17 protein-coding genes and 1 pseudogene are annotated in these 22,610 nt (G+C 75.0%); 4 read left to right on the forward strand and 14 right to left on the reverse strand.

The annotated features are described in order from the left end of the window. Positions 1–48 precede the first annotated feature (48 nt). Positions 49–1,392 carry a serine hydrolase domain-containing protein gene (locus ACOBQU_RS02630; protein ID WP_423624226.1) on the reverse strand — a complete coding sequence of 448 codons (1,344 nt, stop codon included), beginning with the start codon at positions 1,390–1,392 and terminating at the stop codon, positions 49–51. A gap of 88 nt (positions 1,393–1,480) precedes the next feature. Continuing rightward, positions 1,481–2,689 (reverse strand): cytochrome P450, encoded by a 1,209-nt coding sequence (locus tag ACOBQU_RS02635; RefSeq protein ID WP_423624228.1) that lies wholly within the window; start codon positions 2,687–2,689, stop codon positions 1,481–1,483. Between the two features lie 1,494 nt (positions 2,690–4,183). Here ACOBQU_RS02635 and ACOBQU_RS02640 point away from each other — a divergent pair. Beyond that, positions 4,184–4,456: a DUF1876 domain-containing protein gene (locus ACOBQU_RS02640; protein ID WP_423624229.1), complete on the forward strand. Its 273-nt coding sequence runs from the start codon at positions 4,184–4,186 to the stop codon at positions 4,454–4,456. A gap of 171 nt (positions 4,457–4,627) precedes the next feature. Beyond that, entirely contained in the window at positions 4,628–5,464 is an 837-nt protein-coding gene (locus ACOBQU_RS02645) for an aminoglycoside phosphotransferase (RefSeq protein WP_423624230.1), read from the forward strand. A 67-nt stretch (positions 5,465–5,531) separates the two neighbouring features. Here the strand turns inward: ACOBQU_RS02645 and ACOBQU_RS02650 are convergent, their stop codons facing one another. The 10 genes and pseudogenes from ACOBQU_RS02650 to ACOBQU_RS02695 form a co-directional block, all read right to left on the reverse strand. Next, positions 5,532–6,227, reverse strand: coding sequence for a GntR family transcriptional regulator (locus ACOBQU_RS02650; RefSeq protein ID WP_423624232.1), 696 nt, complete (start codon positions 6,225–6,227; stop codon positions 5,532–5,534). Between the two features lie 47 nt (positions 6,228–6,274). Further along, positions 6,275–7,656 (reverse strand): annotated as a pseudogene (locus tag ACOBQU_RS02655) (aldehyde dehydrogenase family protein). A gap of 79 nt (positions 7,657–7,735) precedes the next feature. Then, positions 7,736–8,740, reverse strand: coding sequence for a proline racemase family protein (locus ACOBQU_RS02660; RefSeq protein WP_423624233.1), 1,005 nt, complete (start codon positions 8,738–8,740; stop codon positions 7,736–7,738). Between the two features lie 61 nt (positions 8,741–8,801). Then, a complete protein-coding gene (locus ACOBQU_RS02665) occupies positions 8,802–9,728 on the reverse strand; it encodes a dihydrodipicolinate synthase family protein (RefSeq protein ID WP_423624234.1) in 927 nt (308 codons plus the stop codon). Positions 9,729–9,868: 140 nt separating this feature from the next. Then, positions 9,869–11,359: an NAD(P)/FAD-dependent oxidoreductase gene (locus tag ACOBQU_RS02670; protein ID WP_423624236.1), complete on the reverse strand. Its 1,491-nt coding sequence runs from the start codon at positions 11,357–11,359 to the stop codon at positions 9,869–9,871. Continuing rightward, the gene (locus tag ACOBQU_RS02675) at positions 11,340–11,654 is read right to left on the reverse strand and encodes a (2Fe-2S)-binding protein (protein ID WP_423624237.1); all 315 of its coding nucleotides are present in this window, start codon (positions 11,652–11,654) and stop codon (positions 11,340–11,342) included. The genes ACOBQU_RS02670 and ACOBQU_RS02675 overlap by 20 nt, the downstream gene beginning before the upstream one ends. A 34-nt stretch (positions 11,655–11,688) precedes the next feature. Next, positions 11,689–12,870: an NAD(P)/FAD-dependent oxidoreductase gene (locus ACOBQU_RS02680; protein WP_423624239.1), complete on the reverse strand. Its 1,182-nt coding sequence runs from the start codon at positions 12,868–12,870 to the stop codon at positions 11,689–11,691. A 141-nt stretch (positions 12,871–13,011) separates the two neighbouring features. Then, the gene (locus tag ACOBQU_RS02685) at positions 13,012–14,412 is read right to left on the reverse strand and encodes an aminopeptidase P family protein (protein WP_423624240.1); all 1,401 of its coding nucleotides are present in this window, start codon (positions 14,410–14,412) and stop codon (positions 13,012–13,014) included. Between the two features lie 76 nt (positions 14,413–14,488). After that, positions 14,489–15,307, reverse strand: coding sequence for a hypothetical protein (locus tag ACOBQU_RS02690; RefSeq protein WP_423624242.1), 819 nt, complete (start codon positions 15,305–15,307; stop codon positions 14,489–14,491). 199 nt (positions 15,308–15,506) lie between these two features. Then, complete coding sequence (locus ACOBQU_RS02695) at positions 15,507–16,958, reverse strand: serine hydrolase domain-containing protein (protein WP_423624244.1); 1,452 nt, start codon at positions 16,956–16,958, stop codon at positions 15,507–15,509. A 326-nt stretch (positions 16,959–17,284) separates the two neighbouring features. On the opposite strand from ACOBQU_RS02695, the gene ACOBQU_RS02700 reads away from it, so the two are divergent. Then, on the forward strand, positions 17,285–18,412 hold the full coding sequence (locus ACOBQU_RS02700; RefSeq protein WP_423624246.1) for a hypothetical protein: 1,128 nt from the start codon (positions 17,285–17,287) through the stop codon (positions 18,410–18,412). A gap of 7 nt (positions 18,413–18,419) precedes the next feature. Here the strand turns inward: ACOBQU_RS02700 and ACOBQU_RS02705 are convergent, their stop codons facing one another. After that, positions 18,420–20,120 carry a helix-turn-helix domain-containing protein gene (locus tag ACOBQU_RS02705; protein ID WP_423624248.1) on the reverse strand — a complete coding sequence of 567 codons (1,701 nt, stop codon included), beginning with the start codon at positions 20,118–20,120 and terminating at the stop codon, positions 18,420–18,422. A 201-nt stretch (positions 20,121–20,321) separates the two neighbouring features. Next, positions 20,322–21,899: an amidase gene (locus tag ACOBQU_RS02710; RefSeq protein WP_423634206.1), complete on the reverse strand. Its 1,578-nt coding sequence runs from the start codon at positions 21,897–21,899 to the stop codon at positions 20,322–20,324. A gap of 335 nt (positions 21,900–22,234) precedes the next feature. Between ACOBQU_RS02710 and ACOBQU_RS02715 the strand changes: the two genes are divergently transcribed. Then, positions 22,235–22,495 carry a hypothetical protein gene (locus tag ACOBQU_RS02715; protein ID WP_423624250.1) on the forward strand — a complete coding sequence of 87 codons (261 nt, stop codon included), beginning with the start codon at positions 22,235–22,237 and terminating at the stop codon, positions 22,493–22,495. Positions 22,496–22,610 lie beyond the last annotated feature (115 nt).

Genomic DNA, 22,610 nt, shown 5'->3' on the forward strand with positions numbered 1-22,610 from the left:
ACGTCCGCGGCGGCGGGCGGGTCGCGCCCGCCGTCGCGCGGTCGGGGATCAGGCGGTGCGGCGGGCGGTGCGGCCGGATATCTGCACGCGGTCGACGACGCCGGTGGCGGGGTCGCGGTGGAAGCGCCCGCCGGGCTCCCGTCGGCCGGTGACGGGGTCGACGAGGTCGCAGGTCAGGTCCGCGTGGCAGATGAGCGGAAGGGCGAGGTCACCGTCGACGGAGAGCGCCGGGGTGCCGTCGGCGCCGAGAGTTATCCGGTACTCGGTCGTGCCGTTGTGGTAGGTGCCCGCGCATTCGGGGAGGGCGACGGGCTCGCCGTACCGCGGGGTGGCCGGAGCGGTCGGCACCCGCAGTCCCGTGATCCGGGTGAGGTCGTCGGCGAGGTCGTACCAGAGGGCGGTGGCGCCGCTGGCGTTGCCGGTGAAGGCGACCACGACGCCGCTTTCGGGCTCGGCCCGCAGGTGGCAGGAGGTGCCCTGGGCGTTGCCGTCGTGGCCGCACCACCAGCGGCCGTCCTCCTGGAACAGCGCGACCCCGAGCCCCCAGGCGTCGGCCAGCCCTCCTGAGTCGGCGCCCTGCTGGGGGCTGCGCATGAGGGCGGCGAAGTCGTCCGGGAGCACGCTGGAGCGGCCCGTCAGGGCTCTGCCGAGGGCGGTCAGGTCGAGCGCACCGGCCAGCAGGGATCCGGCGGGGGCCTCGACCGGGGCCAGGTTCTGCCGGGCCGGGCGGGGCTGTCCCGTCACCGTGTTCAGGGCGTGGCCCGCGGCGACCGGGCGCGCGGGGGCGGGGTCGTCGAGGAACGCGGGGGCGGTGCCGAGGGGTTCGAGGAGCAGGGCCCGCACGGCTTCCTGCCAGGTCATGCCGGTGACCGCCTCGATGAGTCGCCCGGCGGCGACGTATCCCGCGTTGGAGTACGAGAAACCGGTTCCTGGCGGGAACAGGGTGTTGTCAGCGGTGCAGACCTGTGACAGATATCGGGAGGCGGGGGTTCTGGCGGCGGTGTCGGAGTCGGGCCCGGTGGGCAGGCCCGCGGTGTGGCTGAGCAGATGACGGATCGTTACCTCTGGTAACGCGCGTAGCTCGGGGAGGAACGCGGCGGCCGGGTCGTCCGGCTCCAGGTCGCCGTCGTCGGCCAGGAGCATCACGGTGGCGGCCGTGTAGACCTTGGTGACGGAGCCGAGGGGCACGGCCGTGTCGGCGGTGAAGGGGGCGCGGGTGGCGGCGTCGGCCGTGCCGGTGTGGACGCTGACGACCTCCGTCCCGGTGTCCACGGCGAGGTGGGCGCCGGGCACCCGGTGGGTGCGGGCGAGTGCGTGCAGGCGGTCCTGTAACTCCTGGTGCAGCGGGGACGACTGCCGCTCGGCGATCGGGGCGGCGGTGGGGTACGGCATGACGAGGTGACTCCTGTGAACGGTGGCTCTGGGAAGGTGGCCCGTCGGCCACCCGGACGATCGCGCTGGCCGGACGCGGTGGGGCGTCCTACGGCCGGACGACGTCGACGGGCAGGTGCCGCACGCCGACGAGGACGGCCGGGTTCTGGTAGGTGACGTCGTCGTACGAGGGGACGCTGAGGTCGCGGTAGCGGTCGAGGAGCATGCGCAGGGCGATGCGCGCCTCCAGGCGGGCCAGGGGCGCGCCGAAACAGAAGTGGATGCCCTGCCCGAACGTCAGGTGGGGGTTGGGGTTGCGGGCGATGTCGAGGGTGTCCGGGTCGCTGAAGCGGGCGGGGTCGCGGTTGGCGGCGCCGAGGTGGGCCATGACGAGGGTGTTGGGCTCCAGTTCGTGGCCGCCGAGGACGACGGGCTTGTTGACGCGGCGGCCCAGTTCGGGGAAGGGCGGCAGCCAGCGCAGCGCTTCCTCGATGGCCTCCGGCAGCCGTCCGGGGTCGGCGCGCAGGGCGGTGAGCGTGCCGGGGGCGCGGTCGAAGGCGACCAGGGCGTTGCCGAGGAGCGCCGTGGTGGTGATGTGTCCGGCGACGAGGAGCAGGGCGACGAAGCCGACCATCTCCTGGTCCTCCAGGCGGACGCCGTCGACCTCGGCGGCGATGAGCTTGCTGATGAGGTCGTCGCCGGGGTCGGCGCGGCGGTGCCGGATGTGGTCGAGGACGTAGGAGTTCATCGTGCGCACGGTGGGGGCGATGGCCTGCAGGGCGCGCTCGATGTCGGCCATGTCGGCGGACTCGCTGAGCTGGTCGCCGCCGAAGAGGGTGGCCGCCCACTCCTGGAACAGCGGGTGGTCCTCGGCCGGGATGCCGAGCAGTTCGGCGATAACGATGATGGGCAGCGGGTAGGCGAGGGCGTCCACCAGGTCGACGCGGTCGCGGTCCTCGACGGCGTCGAGGAGGCGGGCGCACACGGCCTCGATGCGCGGTTCGAGTCCCTGCACCACGCGGGGCGTGAAGGCCTGGCTGACCAGGGTGCGGAACTTGCGGTGCTCGGGCGGGTCCATGCCGACGAAATTGCCCTGCCGGAAGGCCTCGAAGTCCTCCTGGGTGGGGGCGATCGGGGTCATGTCGGAGGAGTACGTCGCCGGGTCCGCGAGGACGGCGGCCACCCCCTCGTGGTCCACGACGCGCCACACGCCCTGCTCTTCGTCGTGCCGCACCGGTCCGCTCTCGCGCAGGGCGCGCCACCGGTCGGTCAGGGTGTCGAAGAGTAAGTGCTCCTGCGTGGATGGGTTGCTGGTCACGTTTCCTCCCTCGGATGGGGCGCGCGGCCGCTGCGGAGGCACGGGTGTGCGGCCGCTGGCGCGCAGTCGTCTGCGGAGCGTCGAAAGCCGGTCCCGTAGGGCGGCCCCGGGCAGGGCCGGTCCCGGCACGGGCGAAGAGCGGCTGCGCGCCGGTCACCCCCCATCAGGCCGGATACGGGGGCCAACGCGGCGCCCGGACCGGCCAGTTGAGCCCGCGCGGTACGGAGCTCAGGGCGTGCGGTGGCGTCGCGCGGCGCCGCCGCGGGCCCCCGTCTCCCCGGACGTCATCCGTCCGTCACCGTGCTCGCGCGGGACCGGTCACCACGCGTAAGGCGTGCCACTTCGGCCTTTCGCCCGTCCCTGGACGACGCGTGGCACCTGTTGTGCGAACCAAGCCGACATCTCACAATCCCCCAGTGAAACGTTCCGCGCAGCGCGTGCGCGTCTATTCATCAATGCACTGACAACAAGTGGCGGAACCGCCGGAACCGGATGCCCAGGGACAGAATGAGACGGTACGCGCATCCGGCGGACCCTGTCCGACGCTTTGCACCATGTGCACTGAGAACACCCCCCGTCCCAGTCGAACTCGGCCACAGTCTTCACGGTGCGTCACCCGATAGCAACCCCCTTAAGTTGAACGGAGGGTGCATCGGTTGCCGCACGCAGTGACCGGCGAGTAGCTTCTCAGGCGCGCGTCAGCGCCCCGGCAGCCCCGAGCGGATCACCGCTCCCCGCGTGTGCCCCGACGTCCCAACGTCAAACGCCCGGCTGCCGGAAACGGCGCGTTCCCCCGTGGTCTGGCGGGCGAGAACGCCTCTCACCAGGGACGGAAACCGGACCCCAGCCGCGAACGCGCAAACGCGGACTCAGAGTGATCGAAGTCGGCCGCCGCTCGCGCACGTTCGAACCCTCGTCGGTCACCCGGTCAACGGAGAGCGACCGGACGACCCTCGGTAACCGAGTGCGAGCGTGGTCCAGACCAGGATCCATCGGGGGGCGCACGGGGGCGCACGATAACTCAGCGTGCGCGGGCGCACGCTCCCGATGGAGTGAGCCCCCGGCCCGCGAAGCCATGGGCAAACGTCCGCCGGTGCCGTGCGACAGCTCCCCCACGTGCGAATGCGTTCGCAAGGTCCGGTCCCGGGGCGGTGCCCGAGCGGGCACCGTGGCCGAATCCCTGAATCTGGCTTGTCCGCACCCCTCTCCTCCCGTGGCGGATTCGCCGTTCGTCGCGCCGGTGTGCACCACGGACGGCACGGTGCGGACCGGCCGCGCGCTCACTCTCGTACGCATCCGAGTGCCGAGCGTCGTGCGTTCTGGTGGCCCGAATCACAGATTCCGCCGGGCCCGTCTCCGGCGTCCGGTCGAGAGGGGAGGCCCTGGGGCTTCAGTGGCGGCCGTTCCTCCGTCCTTCGGTCCGCCGGGCCCTTGTGGCGTCCCCGGCGGCGAAGAGGGAACCTGGAGGTGAGGGCACGCAGGAGGTGAACCGATATGACCACGCTCGTTGGCTGGCACGTGGATCTCGAATTCTCCGAACACGGCGACCGCACCACCGCGGCGGCCCTGGTCAGGCTCGGGGACGGCAGCGAGATGCGGGCGCACGGGTACGCCATGCGGCATCCGACGGATCCGCGGCAGCTCCGGGTCGGTGAGGAGATCGCGGGCGCGCGGGCCCTGATGGACCTCGCGTCGCAGATGCTGCGGAAGGCCCACACGGAGATCGACGAGGCCGCGGGGCGGCCGTCCCATCCCCTGACCCACTGACCGCTTCGGCCGCCTCGGCTCGCGGCACGCGCCGGTCGCCCGGCCTCCGGTGCGCGGGCAGGTGCGGGCCGGAAGCCGGGCAGGCCCCCGCGCTCTTCACGTGGTCGGCGGCACGCTCCCCCGCCTACGCTGGCCCGGCACCTGATGCCGCCCCGACAGCGAAGGCCCCCCGTGTCCCTCCCCTCCCCCGACGTCCTCGACGCCTTCGGCCTCACGGGGCGCCCCGTGCCCCTGCCCGGCGGAGCGGGCACCAGCGTGCGCGTGGGTGACGCGGTGCTCAAACCCACCGGCCCCGACGCGGAGTTCGCCCACTGGCTGGCCGACCTCATGGCGGCGGTGGTGGAGGACGGCTTCCGCGTCGCCCGCCCCATGCGCACCCGCGACGGCGCCTGGAGCCACGGCGGCTGGAGCGCCTCCCGGCATCTGGCCGCTGCCGAGCCCGCGCACGCGACGGCCCCGCGCTGGCGGGAGGTCATCGCCGCCGGGCGGGCCCTGCACCGCGCGCTCGCGGACGTGCCGCGCCCCGGCTTCCTGGACCGCCGCACGGACGCGTGGGCCGTCGGCGACCGCGCGGCCTGGCAGGAAGCGGCGGCCGTTCCGCATCCGGCCCTGCGTGCGCCGTACGAGCACCTGACCGCGCTGCTCGGCCCCCGGCCGCGGGGCAGATCGCAGCTCGTCCACGGCGACCTGACGGGGAACGTGCTGTTCGCGCCGGGACTGGCCCCCGCGGTCCTCGACTTCTCGCCGTACTGGCGCCCTCCGGCCTTCGCCGACGCCATCGTGGTGGGCGACGCGCTGCTGTGGCACGCGGCCGACGCGGACCTGCTCCACGCCACCGCGGCCGACGGCGCCCCCGGCCTCCTCCCGTACGTCGTACGCGCCGTCCTCTTCCGCCTGGTCGCGGCCAGCCAACACCTGCGCGCGCACGCCGGTCCCCACGCGGCCGCGGAAACGGAAGCGGAGCGCTATCTGCGCGTGGCCGGTCTGCTCCGACGGGAGCACGGGTGACGGCGCCGTCCCGGGAGGTCCGGTGCGTACGCCGGGCGCGTGCGACGTGCCTCCACGGGCCTGCGCCTCAGCGGTCTCCCCGCTCGCCCTTCGACGCCCCGTCCTCGCTGGCCCACAGGGAGCGGACGTGGCCCAGGTGCTTGGCCATGCAGGCCTCCGCGCCCCGGGCGTCGCCCGCGAGCATCAGGTCGAGGAGTTCGACGTGCTCCTCGGCAGACGGGATGAGTTCGCCGCGCTCGTCCAGGGCCGTCAGGCCGTACAGGCGGGAGCGCTTGCGCAGGTCGCTGACGGTTTCCACGAGGCGTTCGTTGCCGGACAGGGCGAGCAGCGCCAGGTGGAAGCGGCGGTCGGCCTCCAGGTAGCCGATGAGGTCGTGGTCGCGGGCGGCGCGCACGATCTCCTCGGCGACGGGGCGCAGCGCCTCCAGGTCCTCGCACGCGGCGGTGCGCGTGACGCGGCCGACCGTGGGGATCTCGATGAGGGCGCGGATCTCCGTGTACTGGTCGAGGTCGCGCTCGCTGAACTCGGTGACGCGGAAGCCCTTGTTGCGGACCGGCTCGACCAGGCCCTCGCGGGCCAGGTCGAGCATCGCCTCACGCACGGGCGTGGCGGAGATGCCGAAGTCCTCGGCGAGCGTGGGCGCGGAGTACACCACGCCCGGGCGCAGTTCGCCGGAGATCAGGGCCGCCCGCAGGGCGCTGCTCACCTGGTCGCGCAGCCGCTCCCGGGTGGCGTTGAGGTCACGGTGCTTGAGATGCCCCATGGCGGTCCTGATCCCTTCGGCCTGGTACGGGCCCCCACCGTACAATGTCACGTTGCGCCCGTGGGTGACAGGGTGTAGGTGCGCTCCGCGGTGTAGAACTCCAGGGCGGCCCGGCCCTGTTCGCGCGGCCCGTGGCCGGAGGCCTTGGCGCCGCCGAACGGCAGGTGGAAGTCGACGCCGGTGGACGGCGCGTTGATCCGGATCATGCCAGTGTCGAGCTGGTCGAGGGCGTCGAGCGCGCGGTCCAGGTCGGCGGTGTGCACGGAGGTGACCAGGCCGTAGGGCACGGAGTTGGTCAGGCGCACGGCGTGGTCCAGGTCCGTCGCGGGCAGCAGGGCGGCGAGGGGCCCGAAGACCTCTTCGCGCAGCAGTCGGTGCCCGGCGGGGACCTTCTCGACCAGGGTGGGGGCGGCGTACCAGCCGGGCCGGTCGGGCACGGTGCCCCGGCCAGCGTGCTCAGGCCCTGCCAGGCGTCGCCGACCTGGTCGCGGGCGTGCTCGCTGATGAGCGGTCCGGCGACGGTGGCGGCGTCGGCGGGGTTGCCGACCGGCAGCGCCCGCAGCGCGGCGGACAGGGCCTCGCGCAGCGGGTCGAGGGCCGCGCCGACGGCGATGACACGGCTGGTGGCGGTGCACTTCTGACCCGCGTACCCGGCGACGGCGGCGGCGATGTGCGCGGCGGCCCGGCCGATGTCGGCGTCGGGCAGGACGACGGCGGCGTTCAGGCCGCCCATCTCGGCCTGCACGGGCACGCCCCGCGCGGTGGCGCGGGCAACGACGGCCTGGCCCACGGCGGTGGAGCCGGTGAAGGAGACGGCGTCGGCGCAGGACACGAGCGCGTTGCCCTCCGGCGCCCCGCCGGGCAGCACGGTGAACACGCCCTCGGGCAGGGCGCCTTGGACGAGGTCGGCGAGGCGCAGCGCGCAGGCGGTGGCTTCCGGTGCGGGCTTGAGGACGACGGCGTTGCCGACCGCTAGGGCGGGCGCGGCCTTCCAGCTGGGGATGGCGAAGGGGAAGTTCCAGGGCGTGACGAGACCGGCGACGCCGTGCGGGCGGCGGCGGGTGAGCAGCAGGCCCGCGCCGGTCGCGCTCTCGTGGACGGCGCCGACGGGTTCGTACGGGGCCTGGGCGTAGTAGCGCCAGATCGCCACCGCGCGGGCGACTTCGGCGCGGGCCTCGGTGACGGGCTTGCCGACCTCGCGCACGGCGAGCGCGGCCAGTTCGGGCGCGGCGGCGTCCAGGGCGGCGGCGACGGCGCCGAGGGCGGCGGAGCGGGCGGCCGCCCCGGCGCGCAGCCAGTCGCCCTGGGCGGAGCGGGCCCGCTCGACGCGGTCGGCGGCCGCGAAGGCGCCGGGCGCCGGGGTCTCGACGAGTACGTCGGTGGGGTCGGCGGGGTTGCGGGAGATGACGAGGGGCGGGGCGGCGGTCACGGGCGGAGGCCTCCCGAGGAGTGGGGCGGGGGCGGCGGTCGCAGGTGGAAGCCGCCCAAGGACAGGGGCACGGCGGTGGTCACAGGCGGAAGCCCGCGGGGAAGGGGTCGTCGGGGTCGAGGAAGTACTGGGCGGTGCCGGTGATCCAGGCGCGGCCGGTGATGGTCGGTACGACGGCGGGCCGGTCGGCGACGGTGGTCTCGTCGACGAGGCGGCCGGTGAAGCGGGTGCCGATGAAGGACTCGTTGACGAAGTCGCGGTCGAGGGGCAGCAGTCCGCGCGCGTGCAGCTGGGCCATGCGGGCCGAGGTGCCGGTGCCGCACGGGGAGCGGTCGAACCAGCCGGGGTGGATGGCCATGGCGTGCCGGGAGTGGCGGGCGTCGGAGCCGGGCGCGGCCAGGTACACGTGCTTGAGCCCGGCCACGTCCGGCCGTTCGGGGTGCACGGGCCGGTCGGGCGAGGCGTTGACGGCGTCCATGAGGGCGAGTCCGGCGGCCAGCAGGTCGTCCTTGTGGGCGCGGTCGAACGGCAGGCCCAGGGCGTCGAGTTCCACGAACGCGTAGAAGTTCCCGCCGAAGGCCAGGTCGTAGGTGACCGTGCCGTAGCCGGGCACCTTGGCCTCGCGGTCCAGGGCGACCGCGAACGCGGGCACGTTGGTGAAGGTCACCGACGTGGCCGCGCCGTCCCGCACGGCCACGTCGACGGCCACGAGCCCGGCCGGGGTGTCGAGCCGCACCGTGGTGACGGGTTCGGTGACCGGCACCAGGCCGGTCTCGACCAGGACGGTGGCGACGCCGATGGTGCCGTGGCCGCACATCGGCAGGACGCCGGACACCTCGATGTAGAGGACCCCGGCGTCGGCGTCGGGGCGGGTGGGCGGCTGGAGGATGGCGCCGCTCATGGCGCTGTGGCCGCGCGGCTCGTCCATCAGGAGCGTGCGCAGGTGGTCCAGGTGCTCGATGAAGTGCAGCCGCCGCTCGGCCATGGTGGCACCGGGGATGACGCCGACGCCGCCGGTGATCACGCGGGTGGGCATGCCCTCGGTGTGCGAGTCGACGGCGTGGAAGACATGGCGGGTACGCACGGGCTTCCTTTCGGACGGGGGCAGGTGACGGGTGGGGGCAGGTGACGGGTGGGGGCGACGGTCAGCGGTGGCCGTCGGCCAGGGCCTTCTCCGTGGCGGCGCGCACCGCGGCCCGGTCCGCCTCGGACAGTGGGGCGCGCGGCGGCCGGGTGGGCCCGCCCCGACGGCCGACGACGTCCATGGAGGCCTTGATGGCCTGCACGAACTCCGTCTTGGAGTCCCAGCGCAGCAACGAGTGCAGCGCCCGGTACAGCGGCACGGCGGTGGCCAGGTCCCCGGAGACGGCCGCCCGGTACAGCGCGGCGCTGCTCGCCGGGAAGGCGTTGGGGTACCCGGCGACCCAGCCGACGGCACCGGCGACGGCGAGTTCCACGAGGACGTCGTCGGCGCCGATCAACAGGTCCAGTTCCGGGGCGAGTTCGGCGATCTCGTACGCCCGGCGGACGTCGCCGCTGAACTCCTTCACCGCCACGACGCCGCCGTCCTGGTGCAGTTGGGCGAGCAGGCCCGGCGTGAGGTCGACCTTGGTGTCGAGGGGGTTGTTGTACGCGACGACGGGCAGCCCCACGCGGGTGACCTCGGCGTAGTGGGCGCGCACGGACGCCTCGTCGGCGCGGTAGGAGTTCGGGGGCAGCAGCAGCACCGAGCCGCAGCCCGCGTCGGCCGCGTGCTCCGCCCAGCGCCGGGCCTCGGCGCTGCCGTAGGCGGAGACGCCGGGCATGACGCGGGCCCCGTCGCCCGCGGCCTCGACGGCGGTGCGCACCACGCGGGCGCGCTCGTCGTCGGTGAGCGTCTGGTACTCGCCGAGGGAGCCGTTGGGTACGACGCCGTCGCAGCCGTTGTCGAGCAGCCAGCGCACGTGCTCGGCGTAGGCGTCGTGGTCGACGGACAGGTCGTCGCGCAGCGGCAGCGCGGTGGCGACCATGATGCCGCGCCAGGGGTGGGTGCTGGTCCAGGCGGCGGGGGTGGGGGTGGGGTTGGTGGTCATCCCGGTGGTGCCTCTCTGTCGGTCCGGTCTGCGGGTCCAGGTGGTGCGGTGGAGGTGTGCGGTGGTGGGGGTGTGCGGTGGTGGGGGTGTGCGGTGGTGGGGGTGTGCGGTGGTGGGGGTGTGCGGTGGTGGGGGTGCGGTCAGGGTTCGTGGCGCCGGGCGGGTTCCTCGGCGGTCGGCTGTGCGGGCTCGTCCGCCTCGGGCAGTCCGGCGAGCGCGGACAGGGGTACGGGGACGGCGAACGGGCGGCGGTCCGGCGGGAGGTGCGCACGGGTGCCCCCGGTCGCGAGGCAGGACACCGCCGGGCCGCACATCCGCCCCTGGCACCAGCCCATTCCGGCCCGGGTGAGCAGCTTGACGGTGCGGGAGTCGCGGGCGCCGAGGTCGTCCACGGCGGCGCGGATCCGCCCGGCGGTGACCTCCTCGCAGCGGCACACGTCGGTGTCGTCGGTGAGCCAGCGCGGCCAGCCGGGCCCCGGGGCGTGCGCGGCGGCCATGGCGTCGGCGAAGGCCCGCTGCCGGTCCCGGCGGCGCCGCAGCTCCCGCACCCGGGCCGGGCGGACGGGGCGGCCGAGGACGCGGGCGGCGACGGCGAGCCCGGCCAACTCGCCCTCGGTGCGGGCGAGTTGGGCCCCGCCGACGCCGCCGGTCTCGCCCGCGGCCCACAGCCCGCGCACCGAGGTCTCCTGGAGGCCGGTCAGGGCGAGGGCGTGGCTGCCGTCGGGCAGGGCCCGGGTGGCGCAGCCCAGCGTCGTGGCGAGTTCGATCTGCGGGACGAGGCCGTGGCCGACGGCCAGCGCGTCGCACGCGATGCGCCGCTCCGTCCCGGGCAGGGGTTGCCAGTCGCGGTCGACGCGGCTGACGGTGACGGCTGTCACGCGGTCGGTGCCGTGGACGGCGGTGACGGCGCTGCGCGTCCGCACCGGCACCCGGTGCCGCAGCAGTCCGGCGCCGTGCGCCAGGGCCTCGACGGCCTTGTGCGGGTTGGCGAGGAGCGCCCGGGGGTGGCGGGTGTACCGCAGATAGCCGGTGGCCTCGACGACGGCGGGCACCCGCGCCCCGGCCGCGGCCAGCGAGGAGGCGACGGCGAGCAGCAGCGGTCCGCTGCCCGCCACGACGATCCGGCGGCCGGGCAGCACCAGGCCGGACTTGAGCATGGCCTGCGCTCCCCCGGCGGCCACCACGCCGGGCAGCGTCCAGCCGGGGAAGGGCAGTTGGCGCTCATAGGCGCCGGTGGCGAGCAGCACGGCACGGGCGCGCACCCGCACCGGCCGTTCCGCGGAGCCGTCGGCCCCGGTGACGGCGTGCACCGCCCACGGCCCGTCGGCGCCGTCCCGGGTCACGCTCCACACGTGGTGGCCGGGCAGGTGGTGGACGCGGTCCAGGCGGCGGCGCAGGGCGGCGTAGGCGGGCCAGTCGTGGTGCAGGACCTCGGGGCGGGCGGCGCCCAGGGCGGGGTCCGGGGTGCGGTAGAACTGGCCGCCGGTGTCCGCGGCGGCGTCGAGGAGGGCGACGGACAGGCCGAGTTCGGCGGCGGCGACGGCCCCGGCGAGCCCGGCGGGGCCCGCGCCGACCACCGCCAGGTCGTAGGGCGCGCCGAGGCGTGCGGGGTCAGACGCCGAGTCCGGCACGGCCGTGTCCTTCCTGGGTCGTGACGGCGTCACCCGGCCGGGCGGGGACGAGGCAGGCCCGCCGGTTGGGCTCGCCGTTGATGGTGGCGAGGCAGTCGTGGCACTGGCCGATGCCGCAGAACGCGCCGCGCGGGCGCCCGCCGTGGCGGGTGGTGCGCCAGGCGAGGATTCCGGCTCCCCACAGCGCGGCGGCGACGGACTGGCCGGGCAGGGCGGTCACGGCGCGGCCGTCGAAGGTGATCTCGAACGGCGGGCCGGGTCGGGCGCCGACCAGGTCGGCGGGGGTGCGGGCCACGGGCCCTCCTCTCATGGCGGTCCGGGGGCGGGGCTCAGGCGGCCGGGGTGAAGCGCTCCGGCCGGAACGGGGTGAGGTCGAGCGGGGGTGCGCCGCCGGTCAGGGCGCGGGCGACGGCCAGGCCGGTGGCGGGGGCGAGCCCGATGCCCGCGCCCTCGTGGCCGCAGGCGTGCAGCAGCCCCGGCACGCGCGGGTCGGACCCGATGGCGGGCAGGTGGTCCGGCAGGTACGGCCGGAACCCGGCGTACGTACGCGTCGCCCGCACCCCGGACAGGACCGGGAACAGCGCGGTGGCCTGGGCCGCGAGGCGGCGCAGCACCTCCACCGACAGGCTCCGGTCGAAGCCGACGCGCTCGCGGCTGGCGCCGATGAGGACGGGACCGGCCGGGGTGCCCTCCACCACGGCGGAGCTCTGGAGCGCGGCAGAGCCGCTGGCCACGTCGGCGACGTAGTCGGCGGCGTACACCTTGCGGCGCACCACGCGCGGCAGCGGTTCGGTGACCAGGACGAAGCCCCTGCGCGGCCGCACGGGCAGGTCGACGCGGGCGAGCCGGGCGAGGTCGCCGCCCCAGGTCCCGGCCGCGTTCACCACGTGCGGGGCGTGGAGTTCGCCGCGCGTCGTCCGTACGCCCCTGATCTCGCCCGCGGCTCCCGTCAGCAGCGCGGTGACCTCCTCGCCGAGCCGCAGCCGGACCCGGCCGCCCGCCGCGCGCAGCAGGTGCGCGGCGGCGAGCGTGGGCATGACCTGGGCGTCGTCGGGGTAGGAGACGCCGCCCGCGAGGCCGTCGGCGAGGTGGGGCTCCAGGTCGCGCAGGTGGTCGGCGGGGACCTCGCGCGCGGTGACGCCCGCCGCGCGCTGCCGGTCCGCGAAGTCCCGCAGCGCGCACAGGCCGCCGCCGGTGGCGGCGACGACGAGGCCGCCCTTGGCCTCGTACTCGATGTCCGGCGGGAGGACGTCGGCCAGCTCGCGCCACAACCGCGTGGACAGCAGGGCGAGTTCCAGCTCGGGGCCGGGCTCCTTGTCGGACACCAGGAGGTTGCCCTCACCGGCGCCCGTGGTGCCGCCCGCCACCGGGCCGCGGTCGACCACGGTGACGCTGAGGCCGGAGCGGGCCGCATAGTAGGCGCAGGAGGCGCCGATCACGCCCGCTCCGACGACGATGACGTCTGCGGAGTTCACCGAGTTCGCGAAGTTCACGGAGTTCGCTGTGAGCACCTCAGTAATATTTCACATTGCATTGAGCGTGCCAAGGGTTCCCGAGGACCCTTTCGACCGCCGCGAACCCCTCTGCCCCCGCGCGCCCCGCGGCCCGCGGCCCGTTGCCCGTTGCCCGTTGCCCGTTGCCCGTTGCCGCGCTCAACTCCCCAGCAGCTCCCCCATCCACGCCTCGACCGCGTCCGGCGTGCGCGGCAGCGCCCCCGACATCAGCCGTGCCCCGTCCGCCGTGATGACCAGGTCGTCCTCGATGCGCACGCCGATCCCGCGCAGTTCGGCCGGGAGCGTCTCGTCGTCCGGCTGGAGGTAGAGGCCGGGCTCGACCGTGAGCACCTGCCCCTCCTCCAGGGCGCCTTCGAGATAGGACTCGGCGCGCGCCTGCGCGCAGTCGTGGACGTCCAGGCCGAGCATGTGCCCGCTGCCGAACAGGGTGTAGCGGCGGTGGCGGTCGCCGTCGGCGTTCTTCAGCACGCCCCACTCGGCGAGCCCTTCGGCGATCACCTTCATGCAGGCGTGGTGGAAGTCGCGGAAGCGGGCGCCGGGGCGCAGCGCGGCGATGCCCGCCTCCTGTGCGGCGAGGACGAGTTCGTACACCAGGCGCTGTACGGGCGTGAAGCGGCCGGACAGCGGCAGGGTGCGGGTGATGTCGGCGGTGTAGAGGGTGTCGGTCTCCACGCCCGCGTCGAGCAGGAGCAGCTGGCCCGGGTCCAGGGGGCCGTCGTTGCGGATCCAGTGCAGGACGCAGGCGTGGGCGCCGGACGCGGCGATGGTCTCGTAGCCGGTGCCGTTGCCCTCGGCGCGGGCGCGCAGGTTGAAGACGCCCTCGATCCAGCGCTCGCCGCGCGGATGGGCCAGCGCCCGGGGCAGCGCCCGTACGACGTCCTCGAATCCGGACGCGGTGTGGTCGACGGCGCTCTGCAGCTGCGCCACCTCCCAGGGGTCCTTGACCAGGCGCAACTCGCTGAGCGCCGCGGCGAGTTCGGGGTCGGTCGCGGCGTCGCGGCCGGGCGGGAGGCGGCCGTAGCGCTCCAGGTGGGCGCATGGGATGCCGGTCATCCGCTCGGCCTCGTCCAGGTCGGGGCGGCGTCCGACCCAGAACTCCCCGTAGCGGCGGTCGCGGTGGAACTCGCCGCCGCCGTCGCGCGGGGAGCGCGGGCGCACGAACAGGACCGCGTCGTGGGCGGCGGGCCCGTTCGGCTCCAGGACCAGCACGTGCCCCGCCTGGTCCTCGCCGGTCAGGCCGGTGAGCCAGGCGTAGGCGCTGTGCGGGCGGAAGCGGTGGTCGCAGTCGTTGGAGCGGACGCGCAGCTCGCCCGCCGGGACGATCAGGCGCTCGCCGGGGAAGCGCGCGGAGAGGCGGGCGCGGCGCGCGGGCGTCAACTCCGCTACGGGGAGCCGGATGTCGCCGGTCAGCGGCGTCGGCGCCCAGCCGCCCGACAGGAACGCGGCGAGGTCCGGTGAGATCGGCAGGTCGTGGCTCGCGGTGCGGATTCCGGCGGCCTGGGCGCGGGTTGACGTACCGGCTCGGCTGGAGTCGTCCATGGCGGCCCCCTTGGACACGGGTGAGTGATGGGCGAGGAAGGCACCGACAGAGTCAGTGCAATTTCACATTACTATGTCACTCCTCACTCGCCGCTGGATTCCGCTCCCTTGGGTCCGCCGCTCTTGGGTCCCCAGCCGTTTCCCTTCCTTCGGATTCCGTTCCTTCGGATTCCGCCCCCGCGGGTTCCGCCCCCGCGCCTTCCCGCGCTTCGGAGGCCTCGCGCGCCTCCTCCCGCAGGGCGACGAAGCGCGCGGCCACCCCCACCAGCACGAGGCCGCCGAGCGTGACGGCGCCGCCGATCAGCCAGGCCCGCGAGGGGTCGTCGTCGGTGTGGCCGGACACCACGGTCAGCTTGCCGCCCTTGGTGTTGGTCAGGTCGGTGGGCGCGAGCATCATGTCGTCGGAGTCCAGCAGGTCGTTGTGGCGCCGGAAGTCCTCAAGGCCGCCCGTGTAGGTCCTGTCGCTGGAGTCGGTCAGCAGGTCCCGCCGCCCGGGGCGGTCCGTCACGTACAGGGCGATGACCTCCAGGGTTCCGTCCCCGTGCTTGACCAGCACGTTGCGCCGGTAGAACGTGCCGTCCGAGTGCGGACAGCGCTTGTCCTCGGCGGTGTGGCACGGGTACGCGGACAGCAGCCTGTTGAGCAGTTGCTGCGGGTCGCCCTGAGCGGCGAAGGCAGCCTTCCGGTCCGCCACCGAGCCGCCCTCGGCGGGGTACGGGTCGTTCTTGACGTCGGTCGACTCGACGTAGTCGCGGAAGAGTGAGGTCAGGGACGGGGGTTCCGGTTCGGACGAGTCGCACGCCGAGACGGTCGGCGCGCCCAGCGCGGCGAGCGCCATCAGGCCCGTGATCACGGCGGAACGACCCGGTCCGGCCAGCGGTCGGGATGTCGTCATGGGGCATCTGTAGCGCTCCGGTCGCGGGAGGGGTCCCGGGCCGGAGCCGTGCGTGCGCGATGCGCCCGGCGGTCACGTCGCGGGCGTACGGGAGCGCCACGCGGGTCTCGAAGGCCGAGGCGCGCGCCTCACGGGTGTGCGGGAAGCCCCCGCGCGCCCGCCTCTTCGAAGACCCCCGCGACGCGCCCGGCGCCCTCGCTCACGCGTCGGCCCTGCGGTCGGCGCGTCCGGTGTGCAGGAACCGCGCGCGCCCGGCGCCGTCGTCGCCGACGAAGGTGAACAGGCGGTGGATCCCCATCTCGGGCACGGCGGCGATCAGGGTGCCCTCCCGGTCGGGCAGCAGCTCGACCCTCTCCGCCTGGCGGTCGAGCTGGGCGAAGACCCCCTTGGGCCTGCGCTCGACCCAGATCCGGCCGTCGGCGTCCTGGCTGACCACGGTGTCGCCCGCCGTCGCGGTGTACGTCCCCACGTAGCGGGAGGCGTCGATGCGGGGCGCGTCGGGGTCCGGCTTCGGCAGGGGGCGCAGCTCGATCCCGGCGAGGTCCCGCAGGACGCGGCCGACGATCTCGACGTACAGGCCGAGGGGGTCGCCGCCGTTGATCTGGAGGGCCACCGCGACGTCGCGGCCCGGGACTACGCGCAGGAACGCGCCCTGCCCGACCGTGCCGCCGTCGTGGCCGACGACGGTGCCGCCCGGCAGGTCGAAGGTCTCCCAGCCGAGCGCCCAGTGGTCACCCATGAACCCCAAGTAGGGCAGGTCCACGTGGGGTTCACGCATGGCGCGGGCGCTCTCGGCGCTGAGCACGCGCGTGCCGTCGGGCGCGACGCCGTCGGCGAGGTGCATCCGGGCGAAGGCCAGCAGGTCGCGCGGGCGCATCGCGAGCAGCGAGCCCGCGGCGGCGTTCGAGCGGACCGTGGCCCAGATCGCGGCGGGCCGGGGCGGGGCCCCCGGCTCGTGCCGGACGTGTCCGACGGCCGCCCGGTACATCAGCGCCTCGTACGGGCCGGTCGCCGTGTGCGTGAGCCCGAGCGGCTCGCACAGGTACCGGCGCAGGCACACGTCGTACGGCTGGCCGCGCAGCACCTCGACGAGGCGGCCCATCAGGCAGTAGGCGGCGTTGTTGTACGAGAACCGCTCGCCCGGCGGGAACAGCTGGGGGATGGTGCCGAAGGTGGCGACGAACTTCTCCAGGCAGTCGTCGCTCAGCCCGGTGTCGGTCATGAAGTCGCCCTCGAACCCGGCGGTGTGGGACATCAGGTGCTGGGTGGTGACGGTGGCCGCGGCCTTGTCGTCGGCGAGTTCGAAGTCCGGCAGGTAGGTGCGTACCGGCGCGTCGAGGTCCAGGACGCCCTCGTCGACGAGCTGCATCGCCAGGGTCGCCGTCCAGACCTTGGTGACCGATCCGATCTGGAACACCGAGTCCGTGGTCGCCTCGACCTTCGTCTCCGTGCTGAGGACGCCCGCGGCGGCGTCGATCACCTTGTCGCCCACGCACACGGCGACGGCCGCGCCCGGCACCTCGTTCTCCTCGAGGAGCGGCTCCAGGCGTGCGTCGAGCCACTCCTTGAGCGTGTCGAGGCGCGCCCGCGCCTCCTCCCTCGACGGCACGGGCGGGGCGGGTGTGCCCGACTGCTGTGTTTCCTGCGACATGTGTACCCCCTCGTCCACGGGTGGTTCCGTCGGCTGTCAAGGAGAGTAGGACCGCAGGTCGTCGGGGCGATTCGTGCGGGCCGACGAGGAGGAGGCCCACGTTCCATCGCTCGGTACGAAGCCGGGGCGGGCCGGGTTTGTCACGCGGCTCCCTAGACCGGCGGGCCGCCTCGGCCCAGGGTGGTCCCCGTATCCGCTCGTGTCCGCCCGTATCCGTTCGGGACCGTTCAGGACCGTTCAGGACCGTTTGGGGCCATTTGGGACCGCTCGGCTTCTGTCCGGCACCCGCCGGGCGTCCGCCCGGCATCCGTGGAGGGAAGGCAGCGATGAGACGCAGACGATTCGTGGCAGGGGCGCTCGGCACCGCGTCCGGTGTCGTGCTCGGCTCGGCCGCGGCGCGGGCCGCCGCGCCGACGCCCCGTACGCAGGACTGGCGGGCCGTGCCCGCGCCCGGCAGCACCCCGGCCGCGCAGCTCCGCCGGATCGCGGCGGCCGGGCCGGGGGCCGCCTGGGCCGTGGGTGAGGAGGGCCGCGGCGGCCCGTCGCAGGGCCTGGCGCTCGCTCTGTACTGGAACGGCACCTCCTGGACGAAGTCCGACCTGGCGTCGCTGGGTTACACCGGACGCCTCAGCGACGTCGCGGGGGTGTGCGCGACCGCCGCGTGGAGCGTGGGCCTGCCCAGCGGCGACGCGAGTCCGCTGCTGCGCTGGGACGGGAGCGCCTGGCGCGAGGCGTCGTTCCCGGGCCGGGGCGAGACGGGCGTCCGCCTGGACGCGGTGACCGTCGGATCGGACGGGCGGGTGTGGGCCTGCGGCACGCGCGGCGGCGCGGCCCGGCTGCTGTGCGGGGACGGGAAGCGGTGGCGGTGGCTCGACCCGCTGCCGGTCACGACGGCGAACCTGTACCGGGTGGTGCCCGGCCCGTCCGGGGACGTGTGGGTGGGCGGCGACCAGGCGACCGGCGGCGGCTGGTCGGGGCTCGTGGCCCGCTGGAACGGGGCGTGGACGGTGCTGCCGCTGATCACCGGGCTGCGCCTGGGCATCGGCGACCTGCACGTGGCCGCCGCGGACGACGTCTGGGCGGTGGGCACCGAGGCCGGGGTCGGCGGTCCGCCGGGGCGGCCCGGCAACCCGGCCCTCGCCCACTGGGACGGCTCGGCCTGGACGCGGGTGCAACCGGGGTTCACCGTCGGGGCGTTGAGCGGCATCGCGGGCGACGCGGACGGGCGCGCGGCCTGGATCGCGGGCTGGAACTACCAGGACCAGAGCCGCAGCACCTACCTGCGCCGGGACGGCGACGCCTGGACCGTCGTCCGGGGCCCGGCGGGCGGGGCGACGGCGCCGTACCTCAACGACGTCGCCCCGATCCCCGGCACCGGCGGCTTCTGGTCGGCGGGCATGACGAGCCCCGCCCCGTACCCACCCACCGAGGCGTACACGGAGCGGTGGGGGTGACGGCGGCTCAGGGCTCTCCGGCGCCCGGCCACAACCGCAGTTGCAGCATCGCCGCGAACCGCGCGTCGGCGTCGCCGAGGTCGAGGCCGCCCACCTCCGCCAGCCTGCGCAGCCGGTAGCGGAAGGTGTTGGGGTGGACGTGGACGGCGGCGGACGCGGCGATGACGTCGCCGAACGCGTCCAGCCACGCCCGCAGGGTGCGCACCAGGCAGGTGTGGTGCGCGGCGTCGTACGCGATGAGGCGGGCCACCGGGCCGGACGGCGGGTCGCCGCGCTCGGCGATGACGTCGGCGAGTTCGAGCAGCAGTGACTCGACGACCACGTCGTGGATGCGGGCCACCGAGCGGGGGCCGCGGCCCGCGCGCAGCACCCGCAGCGCGCGGTCGGCGCCCGCCCGGGACGCGGGCAGGGCGGCGCTGTCGCGCGCCAGCGGCCCGACGCCGACGAGGAGTTCCTGCCGGTCGCCGACGCGTTCGAGGAACTCCGCGGCGACCCGGGCCGCCCGTGCCTCGGCATCCGTACGCTCGTGGCCGTCCCGGGAGGCGCGGCCGTCGGGCCGCTCGGCGGGGACCGGGACGATGCCGTACACGACGTCGCCGACGGGAGCGGACGCCGAGCGGGGGTGGACGGCCGTGAGGTGCATGGCGAACGCGTCGGCGAGGCGCTGGCGTTCGGCCACGTACCGGGCGTGGCCCGCGGCGGACCGGTCCCCGTCGGGGCGGTCGGCGGCGGCCAGGGCGAGGACCACGCCCGGCTGCCCGGCGAGGCCGAGCCGCGCCACGGCGTCGGCGGCGCCCGCCCCGCCCTCCAGGGCCGTGCCCACCAGGTCGGCGCGCAGCCTGCGTTCGACGTCGGCGCCCGCGCGCTGGCGCAGCAGGTGCAGGGCGACCAGTTTGGCGGCGTCCCGCAGGGCCTGGGCGCGCTCGGCGCTGAGCGGTCCGCGCACGGCGGCCCAGATGGAGCCGAGGATCTCGTCCCCGGCCCGCACGGCGAGCGCCACGCGCGGCAGGCTCATCCGGCCGGTGTCGCACTCCACCAGCGGCTCCACGTACACCGGCTGGTCGCTGCGGTACATGGCCTGGAAGACGCCGCGCTCCTCCAGGACGCGAGTGAAGCGCTCGGGGACCTGGCGGCCGAGGATGGTCTCCACGCGGGAGGAGTCGGCCTCGTCCTGCCGCCCGGAGAAGGCCAGCACCCGCCAGCTGCGGTCCTCGATGGTGACGGGCGCGTCGAGCAGCGCCCCGATGGCGTTGGCCAGGGCGAACAGGTCCCCGGACGACACCCCGCCCAGCGTCTCCTGCCCCGCCTCCCCCACGTCGCCCTCCGCGATGAGGGAGCGCAGCATCGCGGCGAGCTGCGCCCACGACGCGCCGCGGGTCAGCCCGAGCAGCGCCACACCCGAGCGGCGCACCGCGGCTGCGATCCGCTCGTCGGGGGCGACGGGAGCGCGGACCACGAGGCCCGCGGCCCGGTGCCCGCCGACGGCGTCGAGGAGGTCCGCGATCTCCCGCGGGCCGTGCACGGCGACGCCGAGGACGAGCGCCCGCGGCGGCGGCACGGGCGCGTCGCGCGGGTCGTGGATGACCACGCCGCCGATGTCGACGGCGCCGTCGGCGTCGCCGTACACCAGGTCCAGGAGGGTGGGGCCGAGGTCCTCCAGGACCCGGCGCAGGCTGGCGCGGGGATGAGTGGTCACCGGAAGGAGCACGCCCCCTACCGTATGGAGCGGGAACCCGCCCGTAGTTGGTCCAACGCACCGAAATCGTAAGGCGCGTTCGTCGTCGCGGACAGGCCGGTGTGCGCCAACGGCGCCGTTCGATCAGCCCGTTCGACCAGCCCCTTCGATCAGTCCACTCGGTCGACCTGTCGGTCGGTCCGTACGGTCAGTCCGTTCGGTCAGCCCCTTCGGTCAGTCCCTTCGGTCAGCGGCGGGTGTCGTGCCGGGGCCGGTCGTGGGCAGGTAGCGCGGTGCCTTCCAGGCGTGCAGGCGGTCCTCCACCGCGGCGCCCAGGGCCAGCAGCTTGGCGTCCTGGTCGTGTCCGGCCGTCAGGAGCACTCCGACGGGCAGTTCGCCCACGGATCCGGCGGGCACGGACAGGGACGGGTAGCCGGACACGGCGGCGGGCGTCGAGGACGGGATGACGTCGTTGTCGCCGCGCGCGCAGTCCGTGGTCCAGGCGGGCGGGTTCGTGGGCGCGGCGATGGCGTCGAGGTCGTGGGCGGCCAGGGTCTCGTCGATGGAGCGGCGCGACAGGTCGTTCAGCTCGGCGCGCATGGCCTTGTACGCGGGGTCGGTGGTGGGGGGCGCTGCCAGGGCCTGCTCGAACAGCTCCTGGCCCGCGAAGCAGGTCCGCTCCTCAGGGTGCGTGCGGTTGAACTCGATGAGTCCGGCGAGGTCCTTGGGGCCCTGGCGGGTGGCGAGGTAGGTGTCGATGTCGCGGTGGAACTCGCTGAGCAGGGCCGGGAATTCGAGTTCGGCGAGGCGCTGCTGGTAGGGCGGCGTCACCTCGACGACCACGGCGCCCGCACCGCGCAGGCTGTCGGCGGTGCGGGACATCACCCGGTCGACCTCGGGGCCGAGCGAGGGCAGCCGCCACAGGCCGATCCGCTTGCCGCGCAGGGAGCCGGGGTTCTTCAGATAGGCGGGCGGCCGGGTCGCGGCGCCGGGGCGTGCCTCGCCGCTGAGCACGGCGAAGGTGAGGGCGGTGTCGGTCACGTTGCGGGCCATGGGACCCGCGGTGTCCTGTTCGGCGGAGATCGGGACCACCCCGGCCTGGCTGACGCGGCCGAGGGTGGGCTTGTGGCCGACGACGCCGTTCATCCCGGCCGGGCACACGATGGACCCGTCCGTCTCGGTGCCGATCGCCACCTGAGCGAGGGACGCGGCGAGGGCGGCGCCCGAACCGGCGGACGAGCCGCACGGGTTGCGGTCCAGGACGTAGGGGTTGCGGGTCTGGCCGCCGACGGCCGACCAGCCCGATGTGGGCTTGGCCGCGCGGAAGTTGGCCCACTCCGACAGGTTGGTCTTGCCCAGGATGACCGCACCGGCCTTGCGCAGCCGGGCCACCAGGGCGGCGTCGGTCGCCGGTGGGCTTCCGGCCAGGGCGAGCGACCCGGCCGTGGTGGGCAGGTCACGGGTGTCCACGTTGTCCTTGATCAGGACGGGGATGCCGTCGAGGGGGCCCCGGACGCGGCCGAGGCGGTGCCGTTCGTCGCTGGCGGCGGCCTGGCGCAGCGCGGTCGGGTCGGTGCGCAGCACCGCGTTGACCTTGGGGTCGACGGTCTTGATCCGGTGCAGATAAGCGGCGGTCAGCTGGGACGAGGTCAGCGAGCCCTTCAGCATGCGGACCTGTAGCTGGGGGATCGTCACGGTGTCGAGGTCGACGCCGAGCCTCGACACCGGGTCGCCCGGGGACGACGGCACGGCGGTGTCGCCGCCAGTGGCCTGCGCCTGCGGCACGCCCGCGTAGAGGGCGCCCGCGACCATGGCCGTGGCCACCGCGGCGAGGCTCGTCCTCCTCGTCCTTATCGGCCTTCTCGTCCTTCTCCTGTTCCTCATACGTGTCATGGCAGTCACCCGACTACAGCCCGGGGCGCGGGCGCAAGCCCTCCACAAGCCGCGTGCCCGACACCGGCCCCTTGCGGCCCGCGCCCCGCCACGTCACGGCCGCCGGGCGGCCAGCGCGCGCCGGGCGGCGCTCCAGACCGCCTCGAACTCCTCGGCCGTCAGCAGCCGCGGATCGCGGCCCCCCACTCCCCCACGGGCAGCTCCGCGGTGCGTCCGAACCTGCTCTCGTACGCCGGGAGGCAGCGGCGCACGCGGTGCGCAACGCGCGTGTCGGGCGGAGCCTGGCCCGCCTGGCCGAGGAGGCGGGCTTCACCGTCGGCGCCGTGCGGACCACGGCACCGGTGTTCCGCGACCCCCACGACGCCGACCACACGCTGGGTCTCGGCCGGAACACCGAGCGCGCGATCCGGGAGGGCCACATCGACCGGGCGCGCGGCCGCGCCTGGTTCACCTCCCTGTTCGAGGGGCCGTTCTTCGCGTGCTTCACCCTGGTCACCGTCATCGCGTCGCGCTGACCCGGCGGCCTTCAGGAGACCGCGCCCGGCGCTGCCTCACGAGACCGGGCCCAGTGCGTCGAACGGGCTGTCAAAGCCACGCCGTGTTGACATCATGAGGGCCGCGCCGGGGAGC

The sequence above is a fragment of the Streptomyces sp. G45 genome (assembly GCF_049542095.1).
Taxonomy (GTDB): domain Bacteria; phylum Actinomycetota; class Actinomycetes; order Streptomycetales; family Streptomycetaceae; genus Streptomyces.

Coding starts and splice junctions, on each gene's coding strand:
- ACOBQU_RS02630 (WP_423624226.1), bottom strand. CDS start 1,392: ATGCCGTACCCCACCGCCGCCCCGATCGCCGAGCGGCAGTCGTCCCCG.
- ACOBQU_RS02640 (WP_423624229.1), top strand. CDS start 4,184: ATGACCACGCTCGTTGGCTGGCACGTGGATCTCGAATTCTCCGAACAC.
- ACOBQU_RS02650 (WP_423624232.1), bottom strand. CDS start 6,227: ATGGGGCATCTCAAGCACCGTGACCTCAACGCCACCCGGGAGCGGCTG.
- ACOBQU_RS02665 (WP_423624234.1), bottom strand. CDS start 9,728: ATGACCACCAACCCCACCCCCACCCCCGCCGCCTGGACCAGCACCCAC.
- ACOBQU_RS02685 (WP_423624240.1), bottom strand. CDS start 14,412: ATGGACGACTCCAGCCGAGCCGGTACGTCAACCCGCGCCCAGGCCGCC.
- ACOBQU_RS02690 (WP_423624242.1), bottom strand. CDS start 15,307: ATGACGACATCCCGACCGCTGGCCGGACCGGGTCGTTCCGCCGTGATC.
- ACOBQU_RS02695 (WP_423624244.1), bottom strand. CDS start 16,958: ATGTCGCAGGAAACACAGCAGTCGGGCACACCCGCCCCGCCCGTGCCG.
- ACOBQU_RS02700 (WP_423624246.1), top strand. CDS start 17,285: ATGAGACGCAGACGATTCGTGGCAGGGGCGCTCGGCACCGCGTCCGGT.
- ACOBQU_RS02710 (WP_423634206.1), bottom strand. CDS start 21,899: ATGGTCGCGGGCGCCCTCTACGCGGGCGTGCCGCAGGCGCAGGCCACT.